This is a genomic window from Nonomuraea sp. NPDC050540, assembly GCF_044457485.1.
Taxonomy (GTDB): Bacteria; Actinomycetota; Actinomycetes; order Streptosporangiales; family Streptosporangiaceae; genus Nonomuraea.
Window position 1 is genome coordinate 461,166 of the sequence record NZ_JBITHA010000005.1, and the last position, 15,337, is coordinate 476,502.

Sequence of the window (15,337 nt, forward strand, 5' to 3'; positions counted from 1 at the left end):
GGACGGGACCAGGCGCGGCGACGACGCCGGGCCCCGTCCGCCCTTCGGACACAACCAGACGTTGTGCGGCTAGCATCGGGCGGCGTGGATCTCGATGCTGTGCGCACCTTCGTGGCCGCCGCGGACGCGGGGCGTTTCCAGGACGCCGCCGACGAGTTGTCGATCACCCAGCAGGCCGTGTCCAAGCGCGTCGCCGCACTGGAGCGCGACCTCGGGGTGCGGCTGTTCACGCGTGCCGCGCGCGGAACCCGGCTCACCATCGACGGGCAGGCGTTTCTGCCGCACGCCCGCGACCTCCTGCGGGCGGCGGAGCGGGCGGTCGCCAGCGTACGCCCCGGCAGCCGCGCGCTGCGCGTCGACGTGATCGGCCGGCGGCTCGCCCCCGCCGCTCTGCTGGGCGCCTTCCACCGCGCGCGTCCCGAGATCGAACTCGACGTCGTGACCCTCTTCGACGCCGACGCGGCCCTCGCCGCCCTCGCGTCCGGCACGATCGACGCGTCCTTCCGCGCCGTCACCATGCCCGGCCGGCGGCTTCCCGGCGACATCGAGGCCGCCCGGGTCCACGACGAACCCATCCAGCTCGTCACCGGCCCCGCCCACGACCTCGCCGCCGCCCGCACGGTCACGCCCGCCGGCCTGGCCGGGCACCGGATCTGGATGCCCGGCATCGTCCCCGGAACCGAGTGGGCCGCCTACTACGCCGACCTCGCCGCCGCGTTCGGGCTCACGATCGAGACCACCGGGCCCGACTTCGGGACCGAGCCGCTGCTGGACACGATCGCCGACTCCCGGTCGCTGGCGACGTTCGTGGGGGAGCAGACCCGGCTCGTCTGGCCCGCCGACCAGGGGCTGCGGCGCATCGCCGTACGTGGTCCGATGCCGGTCTATCCGCACTCGCTGACCTGGCACCGCGACAACGCGCACCCGGCACTCGCCGCCCTTCGCGACCACTTCGGTTCCAGGTGGTCCGGCGGCCAGGACGGCGAGGTCTGGACACCTGCCTGGGCGCATCGGGGCTGACGCCTTGGTAACGCCGAGGCCCGCATCGGCGCTCTTCGCGCCGGTGCGGGCCTCGTGGACGGCGGTTCTATCGCTGGTGGCCGGCCTCGGCCGTGGTCTTCAGGGCACTCAGCCAGGCCTCCAGGCCCTGGCCGAGGAACTGGGTGGCGAGCGGGACGTCGGATTCGATCTGCTCGCCGGCGTGGGTCTCCTCGGTGCGTACGAGGACACCGCCCTTGACCTTTTCGAACGTCCAGACGTGGACGCCCTGGTCGATGCGCAGACCCTTGCCGATCGCGGGCCCGGTCCAGCGGATGCACCGATCCTTCTTCACCTGCTTCACCGTGGAGGTGATGACGAGTGTGGTGGGCGGGCTGACCGGGGTGGCGGGCACCGGGGTGGTCCAGCGGAACTGCGAGTGCTTGCGGAACGGGCCCTTGTCCAGGCGCTTCATGGTGGCGACGGGCTTCTGCCACCGGGGCCAGCGCTCCACGTCGGTCTGCAGGCTCCAGATGGTGCGCAGGGGCGCCTTGATCAGGATCTCGCTCCGGTAGCGGACCTTGGCGCCGGGGTCCACGCCCGCGCCGCGGCACGTCAGCCCGGCGGGGCCGGGCTGACGCGCGGTGGCGGCCTGGGCGGCCGAGACGTTGCCCGCGAGGACGGCGGCGGCGGTGGCGACGGAGACGGTGAGGGCGGCGAAGCGGGTGCGGTTCGTGGACATGGTGGTTCCTTTCGGGGCGTCTGATGGGGAGCGGTCAGCCGCGGCGGGCGCGGAAGATGGCGAGGATGAGCGCGGCGGACGCGACGACGATCAAGGCGACGAAGCCGGGGTGGATGTCCTTGGACATGCTCGGCGCGCCGTCGGGACGCGCCTGCCAGATGACGAACGGGATCGTCCACGCGGCGGCCACGGCCGCGGCCGTCCACCGGACCAGCCGGTCGTGGCCGCTGCGGAGCGCGCCGACGAGGGCGATGACGACCGGGATGACCGCCAGCATGGCGAACTGGCCGATCACCATGATGGGAACCGCCCAGGCGGAGATGGTCACCGCGAGCGGAGTGCGGCGGATGGTTGCGGTGGTCATGGCGCTCCCTCTGTTCCGTTAGGGCTTCATGCTTACGTTAGAAGTTATAACTAGCAACGGAAGAAGGCGTCAATAGATTTCGTGATACCTTCTAACGAAATCTTCACGATGTAAGGTGGCTGGAGATGGCGGAGACGATGACCCCCCGCGAGCGCTATCGGGCCCAGGTACGCGCGGAGATCAAGGAACACGCCTGGGAACAGATCGCCACGACAGGCGCCTCCGCGCTCTCCCTCAACGCGATCGCCAAACAGATGGGCATGAGCGGCCCCGCCCTCTACCGCTACTACGCCAGCCGCGACGACCTGATCACCGAGCTCATCAGGGACGCCTACCGAAGCCTCGCCGACACCGTCCAGGAAGCCGCCGCGGCCGGTGCCGACCTGGCCGGGCTGGCACACGCGATGCGCGCCTGGGCGTTGGAGGACCCCCAGCGGTACCTGCTGATCTACGGCACCCCCGTCCCCGGCTACCGGGCGCCCGACGACATCACGCTCATCTCTTCCGAGATCATGACGGCCCTGCTCGACGCCGCCGTCAAACTACCCGCGCACGCCCCCGCGACGCCGCTCGACGCGCACCTGGCCGACCACCGCGACTGGGCCGCCGGCCACTCCGCCCCGCCCGAGGCGCTTCACCGGGCCCTGAGCTTCTGGACCCGCGTGCACGGCGTCCTCTCCCTGGAACTCGCCGGCCACTTCAACGGCATGCGCATCGACACCGCCCTGCTCTTCGAGGCGGAACTGAACGACCTCCTGGCCCCCTGACCGATCACGGCTCCAGATGGGCGAGGTCGAGCCGGGCCGGCCGGTCGCGGTCGGACAGGATGTCGATCGCGGCGATCCTGCCGCCGGAGACGGTGAAACTCATGATGGACACCAGCCGGCCGTCGATGGTGTTGACCAAGCCGGCGAGGCCGTTCACGAGCGCCGGGCGGGTGGTGGTCCGAGCGCGCCAGCCGTAGCCACGGCTCCTGGACCGCGTCCTCGGCCTCGCTCAGCGAGCCGAGCATACGGTAGGCGACCGCCCTCAGATGAGGGCGGTGCCCTTCGAACCGGACAGCCAGCGCGTCATGGGTCGCGTACCTCTCTCTCATACAGGTGACGTGTCGAACCGAGAAAGGGTGACCGGTCACCTCTGACCCGCGCTCACCGTCATCCCGGGAAAGACACTCGGGAAAGGTGGCCGCGATGAGCGGGACGGATCGCTGACCGGCGTCTACTCCTCCACCAAGGGCGCCGCGACGCTGGTGGTGGCGGTGCTGGCCCAGGAGGGAGTTCTCGACCTGGACCAGCCCGTGGCCCGGCACTGGCCGGAGTTCGCCGCCGCGGGCAAGGACACGATCACGCTGCGGGACGTGCTCACCCACCGCTCCGGCGTCATCGGAGTCGACGGCGGCCTGTCCGCCGCCGAACTCGCCGACGACGCGGTGATCGCGCGCCGCCTGGCCACGCAGCGCCCGTACTGGCGGCCGGGCGCGGCCTACGGCTACGGCGGCTTCGTCTCCTTCGCCATGGTCGGCGAGGTGGTCCGTCGGGTGACCGGGCAGACGCTGCGGCAGGTCTACGACGAGCGCATCCGGATCCCGTACGGGCTGGACCTCTACCTGGGACTGCCGTCGTCCGAGGAGGCCCGGTTCCGCCCGATCCAATGGTGGACGGCGACGCCTGAGCAGGAAGCCGCGTTCTGGACGAACGTCCCTGGCCCGCACAGCCTCCCGGGCATCGGATACGGGCTCAACAGCACGCCTCCGCTCGACCAGGCGGCCTTCGCCAACGACCGTACCGTCCGCGCGAACGGCCAGGCGTCGGCAGCGCCCGCGGCCTGGCCGCCCTGTACGCGGCGGTCCTGTGGGGCGTGAACGGGCGTCCCCCGCTACTCGAGCCGGACACCGTCGCCGAGTTCGCCCAGCCGCGCTCCGTCGGCGCCGACCTGGTCCGCGGCGACCAGGGCAACTACGCGCTCGGATTCCAGGCCAAGGGGCTGCGCTACCCGTTTCTCAGCGCGAACGCGTTCGGCCACGACGGCTCGGCCGGCTCCGAGGCCTTCGCCGACCCCCGCACCGGCATCGTCCTCGGCTACACCCGGCGCCGCTTCGGCTTCGGCTGGTCCTACCCCGAACACGACCGCCTCGCCGCCGCCCTGCACCGCGCCGTCACCTTCGTCACGCGCGATCCGTCATAGCGGCGAGACCACCGTTCGGAAAGGAACCCACCACCATGACCGCCATCGAGCCGCAGTCGCGCCTGTCCAACCCTCTCGCGCTCATCCCCGAGCTCAAGGACATCGGCGGCGCCCTGTACAAGGCGACGGGCAACGGCACGATCCCGCAGACCACCATCAGCCTGGTCCAGTTGCGCGCCGGGCAACTCGCCGGCAGCACGTACCTGACCGTCCTGCACACCGGCGGCTTCTTCCTCCCTCTGGCCCTCATCGGCAAGCCACTACCGGGCGTCTCCCCGTCGGACCAGTGGAGGCAACTCTAGGAGCCTGCCACCACAGTGATCACGAGTGAACCCCGGCCGATCGCCGGCCGGCAGAAGCTCGACCTGCGTGACCGCGTGCACGAATTCCATCCTGACGGGCGGTACCGGCTTCACCCCTTCGGGTGAGGCGGGACAGGTTCCGCCCGGCCTAGCTTCGGGAATGTGCGTTTCCTCCGTCTCATACTTCGCGGCGTCGTCATGCCCATCGGCCGGACGGCCCCGGCCTGTGCCGGTGACCGGGAGCCGATCGACGGGTCGTCCGTCGAGGCGATCGCCCGCGGCCGGGATGGGGACGACCACGCGGTGACGCCCCGGACGCCGTCCCGTATCGCGTCCTTGAGCGAGTCGATGACGGCGATCATGCGGCTGACGGGCCGGATCTCCGTGGACGACCAGGTCATCGAGGTTCTCCCCGAGTTCAAGATGGCCGATCCGCGCTACACCAAGATCACCGTATGTTCATCGAGCTAAATCCTCGCCCGCACGAATCGAGGTCATCATGACCGCGTCTCCCACGCGCTCCCGTTCCGCCAGATCAACTACTTTCGATGTCACGTGGTTCTTCACGATCGCCGTTCTGCTGTGTTTCGCGTTGTCCGTTCCGATGGTCTTCCGGCTCGTCTCGACGGACTTCAACAACCTGATCACGCCGATCCTGCAACTGACCCCGCTGCTCGCGGCGATCATCATGTGGCTTGCCCGACGACCCGGAACGTTCCGAGAGACGTTCGCCACCAGGTGGCGCGGCACACCCAAGTGGGCCGGCATCGGCATCGGCCTCATCGCCGCGATCGCCGCGATCCAGACCGCCATCGCCCTGGCATCGGGGATCTGGCAGCTCAACCCGCTCGACCAGATCCTCGTGGCGGCCATCTGGATCGTTCCGGTCTTCCTCATGCAGTCGGTCTTCGCCATCGGTGAAGAGTTCGGCTGGCGCGGCTGGCTGGCGACACGCGCCGCGTCATGGGGATTCTGGCCGCTGGCCCTTGTCAGCGGCCTGGTCTGGATCGTCTGGCACCTGCCGGTCCTCGCCGTCATCGGCGATCGACCCCTTTGGGACCTCGTCATCTACTACGCGGGCATGCTGCCATGGGCGCCGATGTTGCTCGCGCTTCGCTGGCGGTCGAGGAGCGTCTGGCCCGCGGTCTTGACGCACGGAGCGATCAACAGCGTCCGGGTGTATCTGCTGCAATCCGTCCCCAACGCAACGGATCACCTGCTCATCGAAGTGATCGGCTGGGTGCTCACGCTCGCCGCCGCCGTGTGGCTGATGCGCCCGAGCCGGACGCAGCTCGTCCGCGGGGAGGTTTGATTCCTTGCACCTTCTGGTGCGGCCAGGCATCGGGCCCAATGGCGCGAAGCGCCAGTTCGCGTAGGTCCATTGGCGTGAAGCGGCTGGTTGCCCGGTGGGATGCCGGACGGTGTCGGGGGCACCGGAGCACCGTTCGGCATCCCGTCATCATCCCGGAGTGCGTCCACCGGCCGAGCCGAGGCCGGTGGCCGGGGTGACGTCGAGGCGGTGCTCGCCGGCATAGACGTTCATCGACTCCCCCCGCAGGAAGCCGATCAGCGTCATCCCCTCCTCGGCGGCCAGTTCCACGGCCAGGGAGGAGGGTGCCGAGACCGCGGCCAGCACCGGTATCCCGGCCATGACCGCCTTCTGCACCAGTTCGAAGGAGGCGCGGCCGGAGACCATCAGGACGGTTTCGCGCAGCGGCAGCAGGTCGCCGCGCAGGGCCCAGCCGAGGAGTTTGTCCACGGCGTTGTGCCGGCCCACGTCCTCGCGCACGCACCTCGCCTCGCCGGCCGGTGAGAACAGGCCGGCCGCGTGCAACCCGCCGGTCCGGTCGAAGACGCGCTGGGCCGAGCGCAGCCGATCCGGCAGGGCGGTGATCGTCTGGCGGCTCAGCCTGACGGGGTCCTCGCGCGGCGTCCAGCGGGCCACGGTGCGTACCGCCTCCAGCGACGCCTTCCCGCAAACGCCGCAGGAGGAGGTGGTGTAGAAGTTGCGGGGCTCAGGGCGGGGTACGCCGGGCGCCAGCCGTACATCCAGGACGTTGTACGTCTGTGTCCCGTCGGCCAGGGCGCCCGCGCAGTAGCGGATGGCGGCGACGTCGGCGGCGCGGCCCACGGCGCCTTCGCTGACGAGGAATCCGGCGGCCAGGTCGAAGTCGTCCCCGGGGGTACGCATGGTGACGGTCAGCGGGGTGCCGTCGAGGCGGATCTCCAGGGGTTCCTCGGCGGCCAGGGAGTCGAAGCGGCGGGTCGTGGTGTCGCGCACGCGCAGGATGGGGCGCTTGATCGTCACTCTAGACATAGCCGTACCCGAAGCGTCCCTTCACGCAGAGGTTGCCGTGGGTGACGGGGTTGTCGTGGGGCGACGTCACCTTGACGATCTTGTTGTCCTGGACGTGGAGGGTGAGGTTGCAGCCGACGCCGCAGTAGCTGCAGATGGTGGTGGTCTCGCTCTGGCGGTCCTCGTCCCAGGTGCCTTCGGCGCGCATGTCGAATTCGGTCTTGAACGACAGTGCCCCGGTCGGGCAGACCTCCACGCAGTTGCCGCAGTAGACGCAGGCCGAGTCGGTGAGCGCCGCGTCCCATTCGGTGGAGATGGTGGCGTCGAAGCCGCGTCCGGCCACGGAGATGGCGAAGGAGTTCTGCCACTGCTCGCCGCAGGCGTCCACGCACTTGTAGCAGAGGATGCATTTGCCGTAGTCGCGTACGTAGAGGTCGTTGTCCACCTTGGCGGGCTGCTCGACGGTGGCCGCGTCCTCGCCGAACCTGGCCGGGTCGGCCCCGTACTCGGCCATCCATTCCTTGGCCCGCGGGGTGGTGGACAGGTCGGTGGAGGAGGCCAGCAGTTCGAGGACGATCTTGCGGCTGTGGCGGGCGCGCTCGGTGCCGGTGGCGACCTTCATCCCGGCTTCTGCCTTGCGCGAGCAGGCCGGGGCCAGCGTGCGCGCGCCCTCGACCTCGACCACGCAGACGCGGCAGGCGTTCTTCGGGGTGAGGGTGTCGCCGTGGCAGAGCGTCGGGATGTCCTTTCCCGCCGTCGCGCAGGCGTCGAGGAGCGTCGCTCCTTCAGGCACGCGTACGGCTTCGCCGTCGATCTCGACGTCGATCAGCCGCCGGGGGGGCTGCAACGGGATCACTTGAAGACTCCCAACCGGTCGATGGCGGATTCGACCGCGTTCCAGGCGGTCTGGCCGAGCCCGCAGATGGAGGCGTCACGCATGGTCTGGCCGACTTCGCGCAGCAGGACCAGGTCGGAGTGGTCGACGCGGCGCGAGAGGCGGTGCAGCGCCTCCTCCTGCCGCACGGTCCCGACCCGGCACGGCACGCACTGCCCGCACGACTCGTCGCGGAAGAACTCGGCGATGCGCAGCAGGATGGCTTTGAGGTCGACGTCGTCGCCGAGGACGAGCACGACGCCGGAGCCCAGGGTGGCACCGGCCTGCCGGGTGCCCTCGAAGGTCAGCGGGATGTCGAGGTCGGTGACGAACGCCCCGGCCGCGCCGCCCAGCAGCACCGCCCTGACCGTGCCGGTGGGCTCGGCCAGGTCGAGAAGCTCCCTGAGCGTGGCGCCGAAGGGCAGCTCATAGACCCCAGGTTTCACGATATTTCCGGATACGCAGAACAACTTGGGCTCCGCTCCCCGATAAGCCGACGGCCCCCTCTCCAGAATCGGCAGCACGTTGACCAGCGTCTCCACGTTGTTGACCACGGTCGGCTTGCCGAACAGGCCCTTCTCCACCGGGAACGGCGGCTTGCTGCGCGGCTCGCCGCGCCGCCCCTCGATGGAGTTGAAGATCGCCGTCTCCTCCCCGCAGATGTACGCCCCCGCCCCCCGCCGGAGCTCGATGTCGAAGGAGAACCCCTGGCCGAGGATGTCCGCGCCGAGCAGGCCCCGGGCGCGGGCCGTGGCCATGGCGTTCTCCAGCGCGTGCCGCGCCCGCGGATATTCGCCTCTGATGTACAGGTAGCCCTTGGCGCACCCGGTGGCGTAGGCGGCGATCGTCATGGCCTCGATCAGCGCGTACGGGTCGCCCTCCATGATCACGCGGTCCTTGAAGGTGCCCGGCTCGCTCTCGTCGGCGTTGCAGACCAGGTAGCGCGGATGGTCGGGCTGGCGGGCCGTGGCCTCCCACTTGCGGCCGGTCGGGAACGCGGCGCCGCCCCTGCCGACCAGCCCTGAGTCGGTGACCTCCCTGATCACCCCGGCGGGGCCGAGCTGGAAGGCGCGGCGCAACGCCTGGTACCCGCCCTGCGCCCGGTAGTCGTCCAGGCTCAGCGGATCCACGACCCCGACCCGCCGCAGCAGCACGAGACCGTCCTGCCCGGCCTGCGGCACCGCCGCCGCCACGGGCGGCTCACCGGCCTGACCCGCGGAATAGGGGGCGTCCACCGTGGCCGAGGCCGGATCGCCCGCCGTCAACGTCAGGCAGGCAGGTGCCCGCTCGCACAACCCGAGACACGGGCTCTCCTGCCAGGACTTCCCCGGCGGTCCGAGCCGGTCCGCGACGGCCTGCCGTACCTCGGAAGCGCCCTGAGCGTGGCAGGCCAGGTCCGTGCAGACGTGCAGCACGGAGGCGGGCCGCTCGGACAGGGAGAACAGCGAGTAGAACGACGCCACCCCGAAGGCCTCGGCGGGCGGCACGGTCAGCCGGCGGCAGATGTAGTCGAGCGCGCCCTCGCTGATCCAGCCCATCCGGTCGTTGACCGCGTGCAGCGCGGGCAGCAGCAGGTCCCGCGCCGGTTCGGCGCGGGTGGCGGAGCGCAGGTCGGCGGCGGTTCTGTCGCCGCCGTCCCACGCGGTGGCGGGCGGCCCGAGCAGCGCGTCGACGGCGGCGCGCTCCTCCGCGGTGGGCTCGGCGTCGCGGAAGCGCAGGTCCATCAGCCCACCGCCACAAGCTTCTCGACGCGTACGGCTGCCGCCTTGAACTCGGCCGTCCCCGCGATGGGACAGGTCGCCTCGATGGTGAGGGCGTTGGTGTCGACCTCGTCCGGGAAGTGCATCGTCATGAAGACCAGCCCCGGCCGCAGCGCGGGGTCGATGAAGACGGGCGCGACGACCGAGCCGCGCCTGGAGGTGATCCGCACCTCCTCCCCGGCGGCGAGCCCGAGGCGCAGCGCGTCCTCCGGGCACAGTTCGATGGTCTCGCCGCGGCGCAGCGGCGAGGCGAACCCGGAGGACTGGACGCCGGTGTTGTAGGAGTCGAGCCGCCGTCCGGTGGTGAGCCGGAGCGGGTACTCCTCGTCGAGCAGGTCCACCGGCGGTGAGTGACGCAGCACGGCGAACGGCGCCGGCGTGCCGCGCCTGGCCGGGTCGCTCTCCCAGAGCCGCCCGTGCAGGTAGGGCGGTTCGACGGAGTCCTCGGACGGGCAGGGCCACTGGATGCCCTGCAGGTCGGCCAGCCGCTGGTAGGTCATGCCGGCGTGGGCGGGGGAGAGGGCGCGCAGTTCGTTCCAGACCTCTTCGGCGCCGTCGTAGTGCCAGTCGTGGCCGAGCCTGCGCGCCAGTTCGCACATGATCCAGATGTCGTCGCGGGCCTCGCCCGGCGGGTCGAGCGCCTTGCGGACGCGCTGGACGCGGCGCTCGCTGTTGGTGAACGTGCCGTCGCTCTCGCACCAGGCGGCGCTGGCGGGCAGGACGACGTCGGCCAGCTGGGCGGTCTTGGTGAGGAAGATGTCCTGGACGACCAGGTGGTCGAGCATGGACAGGCGTTTGACGCAGGCCAGCGAGTCGGCCTCGGACTGGACGGGGTTCTCGCCGATGAGGTAGCAGGTGGTGACCTCGCCCTCGGCCATCGCCTCCAGCATCTGGGTGAGATTAAGACCATATTTCGGCTGAATCCCGATGTTCCAGGCTGACTCGAAGCGCCGCCGTACCGTCGGATCCAGGATGTCCTGGAAGCCGGGCAGGCGGTTGGGGATGGCGCCCATGTCGCCGCCGCCCTGCACGTTGTTCTGGCCGCGCAGGGGTGACAGGCCGGAACCGTAGCGGCCGACGTGGCCGGTCAGCAGCGACAGGTTGATCAGCGCGCGCACGTTGTCGGTGGCGTTGTGGTGTTCGGTGATGCCGAGCGTCCAGCACAGCTGGGCGCGGTCGGCGCGGGCATAGGCGTGGGCCAGTTCCTTGATCGCCTCGGCCGGCACGCCGGTCACCTGCTCGGCGGCGGTGAGCGTCCACGGCTCGACCGAGGCGGCGAACTCCGCGAAGCCCGCCGTCGCCCGCTCGATGAACGCCTTGTTGTGCAGGCCGGCGTGGATGATCTCGCGGGCCACGGCGTGGGCGAGGGGGATGTCGGTGCCGACGTTCAGGCCGAGCCAGCGGTCGGCCCACTGTGCGGTGCCGGTGCGCCTGGGGTCGACGGCGAACATGCGGGCGCCCTTGTGGATGCCCTTGAGCACGTGGTGGAAGAAGATCGGGTGGGCGTTCCTGGCGGCCGAGCCCCACATCACGATGACGTCGGTGTCCTCGACCTCCTGGTAGGAGGAGGTGCCGCCACCGCTGCCGAACACCGCCGACAACCCCGCCACGCTGGGGGCGTGGCAGGTGCGGTTGCAGGAGTCCACGTTGTTGGTGCCCATGACCACACGGGTGAATTTCTGGCCTATGTAGTTCATCTCGTTGGTGGAGCGGGCGCACGACAACATCGCGAAGGTGTCGGGGCCGTGCCGGTCGACGGCGCGCCTGAAGCCCTCGGCGGCGCGGTCGAGCGCCTCGTCCCAAGTGGCCTCGCGCAGCACGCCGTCCTCGCGCACCAGTGGATGGGTCAGGCGGTCGTAGCTCATGATCCCTCCATTCTGTATACAGCCTACGGTATGCCTGGCTAGGCCGTAGGAGCAACGTTCTCGTTCAGCAGGTCGCTCACCGCGTGGATCGCACGCAGCACCGGCACCTCGGCGCCGGTCAGATCGGCCAGCTCGACCACCGCGGCCAGCAGGACGTCCAGTTCCAGCGGCTTGCCCTTCTCCAGGTCCTGCAGCGTGGAGGTCTTGTGCTCGCCCGCCTTCTCCGCGCCGCGCAGCCGCCGTTCGATCGACACACCCGGATCGCACCCGACCCTTCCCGCCACCTCGACGGTCTCCCGCATCATGGCCATGACCAGTTCGCGGGTGCCCTGGTGGCGGGCGATGCCGGCCATGGTGGCGCGGGCCAGGGCGCTGATCGGGTTGAAGGCGATGTTGCCCATCAGCTTGATCCACACATCGCGCCGGACGTCGGCCTCGACCGGGCACTTGAGCCCGCCCTCGACCGCGGCCCGGCTGAAGGCGGCGCACCGGGCGCTCAGCTGCCCGCCCGGCTCGCCGATGGAGAACCGGGTTCCCTCCAGGTGCCGGATGACGCCCGGCGCCTCGATCTCGGTGGCGGCGTAGACGACGCAGCCGATCGCGCGCTCCAGCGGCAACGCCGCGGTGACGGCCCCGTCCGGATCGACGCTCTCGATGCGGTAGCCCCGGTAGGGGCCGTTGAGCCCGTGGAAGTACCACCACGGGATGCCGTTCTGCGCGGCGATGATGCTCGTGGCCTCGTGCAGCAACGGCTTGATCATGGGGCCCGCGGCGGCGTAGCTGTTCGCCTTGAGGCCCAGGAAGACGTGGTCCACCTGGCCGACGTGGGCCGGATCGTCGGTGGCATGGGGGTGGGCGACGAAATCGCCCCGGGGGCTGAGCACCCGTACTCCCTCGCGGCGGATGGCCGCAAGGTGCTCGCCTCTCGCGATCAGATGCACCTCGACTCCCGCCCTGTGCAGGGCGGCTCCCACGTACGCGCCGATGGCGCCGGCGCCAAGAACAGCGACTTTCATGCTGCGCTCCGTTCTCGCGTCGGAATCTGCATTCGGTATACAGTATGGAAAAATGCCGGTCAAGGAGCCGCCCCATGAGCACGCTGTCCTGGGAGCGGGCGCGCGCCCTCGCCGCCGCCCGCGCCCGCCCGCCCGCACCGGCCGATCTCCCCCTCGCCGAGGTGTACGGCTGCCGCCTGGCCGCACCCCTCCGCGCCCTGGTCCCGGTGCCGGGCACGGACGTGTCGGCCATGGACGGCTACGCGGTCTGCGGCCCGCCGCCCTGGCGCCTGATGGGCAGAGTGCTGGCCGGGGGAGCGGCGTACCCGTCGCTGGCGGACGGCGAGGCCGTCGAGATCGCCACCGGAGCCCCGGTGCCCGCGGGCTCGGCGGCGGTGCTGCCCTACGAGGCCGCCGACGCCGACGGCAAGTGGGTCAAGGGCCCGGCCGAGGCGGGACGGCACATCAGGCGCCGGGGCGAGGACATCCCCGAGGACGCCGTGGTGCTCGGCGCCGGGACCGTGGTGACCCCGTCCGTGCTGGGGCTGGCCGCCGGGCTGGGGCACGACCGGCTGCGTGTGGTGCCCAGACCCGCCGTGTCGGTGCTGGTGACCGGGGACGAGGTGGTCTTCGCGGGCGTGCCGGGGCCCGGCCGGGTACGCGACGCCATCGGGCCGATGCTGCCCGGCCTGGTCGAGTGGGCGGGCGGCCGCCTGGCCGGCGTCGCCAGGCTGCCCGACGGCGAGCGGGCGCTGCGCGAGGCGCTCGCGAGCCAGGACGCCGACGTGGTCGTGGTCTGCGGGGCCTCGTCCAAGGGTCCGGCCGACCATCTGCGTGCCGTGCTGCGGGGCGCGGAGATCCTGGTCGACGGGGTGGCCGTGCGCCCCGGGCATCCGCAGATCCTGGCCGGGCTGGAGTCGGGGGCCATGCTCGTGGGCCTGCCGGGGAACCCCTTCGCCGCGCTCGGGGCGGCCCTCACGCTGCTGGTGCCGTTGCTCGGCCGGCCGTACCGGGGCGAGATGAGCGCGCTGGCGGGGCCGGTGCGGGCGCATCCGCGCGACACCCGCCTGGTGCCGGTCCGGCGCTCGGAGGAGGGCGCGGTTCCCGTGGGGCGCGACCGGCCGGGTTCGTTGTGGGGAGCGGCGCTGGCCGAGGCCCTGGCGGCGGTGCCGCCGGGGTGGTGCGGCGGGCCCGTGGAGTTGATCGAGTTGCCGTAGAGGTCTGGACAGGCCGTTCACAAGGGAGTAACCATTGGCGTCATACGGTATGCAGTATGCGGGAGACAGTCGCCGAGAAGGGTGCACGATGTCGGAAACGATCTCTGGCGGTCATCTGGTAGCCAAAGCGCTCAAGGCCGAGGGCGTGGATGTGATCTACACGCTGTGCGGCGGGCACATCATCGACATCTACGACGGTTGCGTCGATGAGGGCATCGAGGTGATCGACGTTCGTCACGAGCAGGTGGCCGCGCACGCCGCTGACGGCTACGCGCGCATCACCGGCAAACCCGGCTGCGCGGTGGTCACCGCGGGACCGGGCACGACCGACGCGGTCACCGGCGTGGCCAACGCCTTCCGCGCGGAGAGCCCCATGCTGCTCATCGGCGGCCAGGGCGCGCTGAGCCAGCACAAGATGGGCTCACTCCAGGACCTGCCGCACGTGGACATGATGACGCCGATCACGAAGTTCGCCGCCACGGTGCCGAGCACCGAACGCGTGGCCGACATCGTGTCGATGGCCTTCCGCGAGTGCTACCACGGCGCTCCGGGCCCGTCGTTCCTGGAGATCCCGCGCGACGTGCTGGACGCGAAGATCCCGCTGGAGAAGGCGCGCATCCCCAAGAACTACCGGGCCTCCACGCGGCAGGCCGGCGACCCGGAGGCGATCGAGCGCCTGGCCGACATGCTCGCCCACGCCGAGAAGCCGTGCATCCTGCTCGGCAGCCAGGTCTGGACCTGCCGGGCCACCGACGCGGCCATCGACTTCGTCAGAAGCCTGAACGTGCCCGCCTACATGAACGGCTCCGGGCGCGGCACACTCCCGCCCGGCGACCCGCACCACTTCCAGCTCTCGAGAAGGTACGCCTTCACCGAGGCCGACCTCATCATCATCGTCGGCACGCCGTTCGACTTCAGGATGGGGTACGGCAAGCGCCTGTCCCTGGCCGCCACCGTGGTCCAGATCGACCTCGACTACCGCACGGTCGGCAAGAACCGCGACATCGACCTGGGCATCGTCGGCGACGCCGGGCTCATCCTGTCGGCCGCGGTCCAGGCGGCCAGCGGCCGGATCAGCGACGCCGCCGCCAGGCGCAAGGAGTGGATCGAGGAACTGCGCGCGGTCGAGACCCAGTCCTACGACAAGCGCCTGCCCAGGCAGCTGTCGGCGAGCACGCCCATCGACCCCTACCGCCTCGTCCACGAGATCAACGAGTTCCTGACCGAGGACACCATCTACATCGGCGACGGTGGCGACATCGTCACCTTCTCCGGCCAGGTCGTGCAGCCCAAGTCGCCCGGCCACTGGATGGACCCGGGCCCGCTGGGCACCCTCGGCGTCGGCATGGCGTTCGCGATGGCCGCCAAGCAGGCCCGCCGTGACAAGGAGGTGCTCTGCCTGTTCGGCGACGGCGCCTTCTCCCTGACCGGCTGGGACTTCGAGACGATGATCCGCTTCGACCTGCCGTTCATCGGCGTCATCGGCAACAACTCCTCGATGAACCAGATCAGGTACGGCCAGGCCGCCAAGTACGGCGAGGACCGCGCCCGCGTCGGCAACACGCTGGGCGACATCCGTTACGGCGACTTCGCCAAGCTGCTCGGCGGCCACGGCGAGGAGGTCCGCGACCCGGACGAGATCGCCCCGGCCCTGCGCAGGGCCCGCGAGTCCGGCAAGCCCTCGCTGATCAACGTGTGGGTCGACCCCGAGGTCTACGCCCCCGGAACCATGAACCAGACGATGTACAAGTGAGGCTCAG

16 protein-coding genes and 2 pseudogenes are annotated in these 15,337 nt (G+C 70.7%); 9 read left to right on the forward strand and 9 right to left on the reverse strand.

Going from position 1 to position 15,337, the window contains the following annotated elements:
• Positions 1-84 precede the first annotated feature (84 nt).
• Positions 85-1,020 (forward strand): LysR family transcriptional regulator, encoded by a 936-nt coding sequence (locus tag ACIBI5_RS20060; RefSeq protein WP_397248745.1) that lies wholly within the window; start codon positions 85-87, stop codon positions 1,018-1,020.
• Between the two features lie 67 nt (positions 1,021-1,087).
• On the opposite strand, the gene ACIBI5_RS20065 is transcribed toward ACIBI5_RS20060, so the two are convergent.
• The gene (locus ACIBI5_RS20065; protein ID WP_397248747.1) at positions 1,088-1,720 is read right to left on the reverse strand and encodes an SRPBCC family protein; all 633 of its coding nucleotides are present in this window, start codon (positions 1,718-1,720) and stop codon (positions 1,088-1,090) included.
• A gap of 34 nt (positions 1,721-1,754) precedes the next feature.
• Complete coding sequence (locus ACIBI5_RS20070) at positions 1,755-2,084, reverse strand: hypothetical protein (protein ID WP_397248749.1); 330 nt, start codon at positions 2,082-2,084, stop codon at positions 1,755-1,757.
• 125 nt (positions 2,085-2,209) lie between these two features.
• Here ACIBI5_RS20070 and ACIBI5_RS20075 point away from each other — a divergent pair, with 125 nt between their 5' ends.
• Complete coding sequence (locus ACIBI5_RS20075; protein WP_397248751.1) at positions 2,210-2,851, forward strand: TetR/AcrR family transcriptional regulator; 642 nt, start codon at positions 2,210-2,212, stop codon at positions 2,849-2,851.
• A 4-nt stretch (positions 2,852-2,855) separates the two neighbouring features.
• Here the strand turns inward: ACIBI5_RS20075 and ACIBI5_RS20080 are convergent, their stop codons facing one another.
• Together ACIBI5_RS20080 and ACIBI5_RS20085 are read right to left on the reverse strand one after the other, a co-directional pair.
• Positions 2,856-2,990: a hypothetical protein gene (locus ACIBI5_RS20080; RefSeq protein ID WP_397249153.1), complete on the reverse strand. Its 135-nt coding sequence runs from the start codon at positions 2,988-2,990 to the stop codon at positions 2,856-2,858.
• Positions 2,991-3,027: 37 nt separating this feature from the next.
• Positions 3,028-3,180: pseudogene (locus ACIBI5_RS20085) on the reverse strand (sigma factor); the annotation flags it as partial.
• Between the two features lie 111 nt (positions 3,181-3,291).
• Between ACIBI5_RS20085 and ACIBI5_RS20090 the strand changes: the two are divergent.
• The 5 genes and pseudogenes from ACIBI5_RS20090 to ACIBI5_RS20110 form a co-directional block, all read left to right on the forward strand.
• Positions 3,292-3,639: pseudogene (locus ACIBI5_RS20090) on the forward strand (serine hydrolase domain-containing protein); the annotation flags it as partial.
• 173 nt (positions 3,640-3,812) lie between these two features.
• Entirely contained in the window at positions 3,813-4,268 is a 456-nt protein-coding gene (locus tag ACIBI5_RS20095; protein ID WP_397249145.1) for a serine hydrolase, read from the forward strand.
• A gap of 35 nt (positions 4,269-4,303) precedes the next feature.
• Positions 4,304-4,570 carry a hypothetical protein gene (locus ACIBI5_RS20100; protein WP_397248753.1) on the forward strand — a complete coding sequence of 89 codons (267 nt, stop codon included), beginning with the start codon at positions 4,304-4,306 and terminating at the stop codon, positions 4,568-4,570.
• A gap of 162 nt (positions 4,571-4,732) precedes the next feature.
• A complete protein-coding gene (locus ACIBI5_RS20105; protein WP_397248755.1) occupies positions 4,733-5,041 on the forward strand; it encodes a hypothetical protein in 309 nt (102 codons plus the stop codon).
• A gap of 28 nt (positions 5,042-5,069) precedes the next feature.
• Positions 5,070-5,882 carry a lysostaphin resistance A-like protein gene (locus tag ACIBI5_RS20110; protein ID WP_397248757.1) on the forward strand — a complete coding sequence of 271 codons (813 nt, stop codon included), beginning with the start codon at positions 5,070-5,072 and terminating at the stop codon, positions 5,880-5,882.
• A 147-nt stretch (positions 5,883-6,029) separates the two neighbouring features.
• On the opposite strand, the gene fdhD is transcribed toward ACIBI5_RS20110, so the two are convergent.
• Genes fdhD through ACIBI5_RS20135 form a run of 5 tightly spaced genes read right to left on the reverse strand, consistent with a single transcriptional unit; the run spans position 6,030 to position 12,381 of the window.
• Positions 6,030-6,887 (reverse strand): formate dehydrogenase accessory sulfurtransferase FdhD, encoded by an 858-nt coding sequence (gene fdhD, locus ACIBI5_RS20115; protein WP_397248759.1) that lies wholly within the window; start codon positions 6,885-6,887, stop codon positions 6,030-6,032.
• On the reverse strand, positions 6,880-7,719 hold the full coding sequence (locus tag ACIBI5_RS20120) for a 2Fe-2S iron-sulfur cluster-binding protein (RefSeq protein WP_397249147.1): 840 nt from the start codon (positions 7,717-7,719) through the stop codon (positions 6,880-6,882). Before ACIBI5_RS20120 ends, fdhD begins: the two co-directional genes overlap by 8 nt.
• The gene (locus ACIBI5_RS20125) at positions 7,719-9,464 is read right to left on the reverse strand and encodes an NAD(P)H-dependent oxidoreductase subunit E (protein ID WP_397248761.1); all 1,746 of its coding nucleotides are present in this window, start codon (positions 9,462-9,464) and stop codon (positions 7,719-7,721) included. Before ACIBI5_RS20125 ends, ACIBI5_RS20120 begins: the two co-directional genes overlap by 1 nt.
• Complete coding sequence (locus ACIBI5_RS20130) at positions 9,464-11,365, reverse strand: molybdopterin oxidoreductase family protein (RefSeq protein ID WP_397248763.1); 1,902 nt, start codon at positions 11,363-11,365, stop codon at positions 9,464-9,466. The genes ACIBI5_RS20125 and ACIBI5_RS20130 overlap by 1 nt, the downstream gene beginning before the upstream one ends.
• A gap of 38 nt (positions 11,366-11,403) precedes the next feature.
• Positions 11,404-12,381: a 2-dehydropantoate 2-reductase gene (locus tag ACIBI5_RS20135; protein ID WP_397248765.1), complete on the reverse strand. Its 978-nt coding sequence runs from the start codon at positions 12,379-12,381 to the stop codon at positions 11,404-11,406.
• Positions 12,382-12,455: 74 nt separating this feature from the next.
• Here ACIBI5_RS20135 and ACIBI5_RS20140 point away from each other — a divergent pair, with 74 nt between their 5' ends.
• Positions 12,456-13,577 carry a molybdopterin molybdotransferase MoeA gene (locus ACIBI5_RS20140; protein ID WP_397248767.1) on the forward strand — a complete coding sequence of 374 codons (1,122 nt, stop codon included), beginning with the start codon at positions 12,456-12,458 and terminating at the stop codon, positions 13,575-13,577.
• Positions 13,578-13,665: 88 nt separating this feature from the next.
• Complete coding sequence (locus ACIBI5_RS20145; protein ID WP_397248769.1) at positions 13,666-15,330, forward strand: thiamine pyrophosphate-binding protein; 1,665 nt, start codon at positions 13,666-13,668, stop codon at positions 15,328-15,330.
• The last annotated feature ends 7 nt before the right edge of the window (positions 15,331-15,337 follow it).

Coding starts and splice junctions, on each gene's coding strand:
- ACIBI5_RS20065 (WP_397248747.1), bottom strand. CDS start 1,720: ATGTCCACGAACCGCACCCGCTTCGCCGCCCTCACCGTCTCCGTCGCC.
- ACIBI5_RS20070 (WP_397248749.1), bottom strand. CDS start 2,084: ATGACCACCGCAACCATCCGCCGCACTCCGCTCGCGGTGACCATCTCC.
- ACIBI5_RS20075 (WP_397248751.1), top strand. CDS start 2,210: ATGGCGGAGACGATGACCCCCCGCGAGCGCTATCGGGCCCAGGTACGC.
- ACIBI5_RS20100 (WP_397248753.1), top strand. CDS start 4,304: ATGACCGCCATCGAGCCGCAGTCGCGCCTGTCCAACCCTCTCGCGCTC.
- ACIBI5_RS20110 (WP_397248757.1), top strand. CDS start 5,070: ATGACCGCGTCTCCCACGCGCTCCCGTTCCGCCAGATCAACTACTTTC.
- fdhD (WP_397248759.1), bottom strand. CDS start 6,887: ATGTCTAGAGTGACGATCAAGCGCCCCATCCTGCGCGTGCGCGACACC.
- ACIBI5_RS20125 (WP_397248761.1), bottom strand. CDS start 9,464: ATGGACCTGCGCTTCCGCGACGCCGAGCCCACCGCGGAGGAGCGCGCC.
- ACIBI5_RS20130 (WP_397248763.1), bottom strand. CDS start 11,365: ATGAGCTACGACCGCCTGACCCATCCACTGGTGCGCGAGGACGGCGTG.
- ACIBI5_RS20135 (WP_397248765.1), bottom strand. CDS start 12,381: ATGAAAGTCGCTGTTCTTGGCGCCGGCGCCATCGGCGCGTACGTGGGA.
- ACIBI5_RS20140 (WP_397248767.1), top strand. CDS start 12,456: ATGAGCACGCTGTCCTGGGAGCGGGCGCGCGCCCTCGCCGCCGCCCGC.
- ACIBI5_RS20145 (WP_397248769.1), top strand. CDS start 13,666: ATGTCGGAAACGATCTCTGGCGGTCATCTGGTAGCCAAAGCGCTCAAG.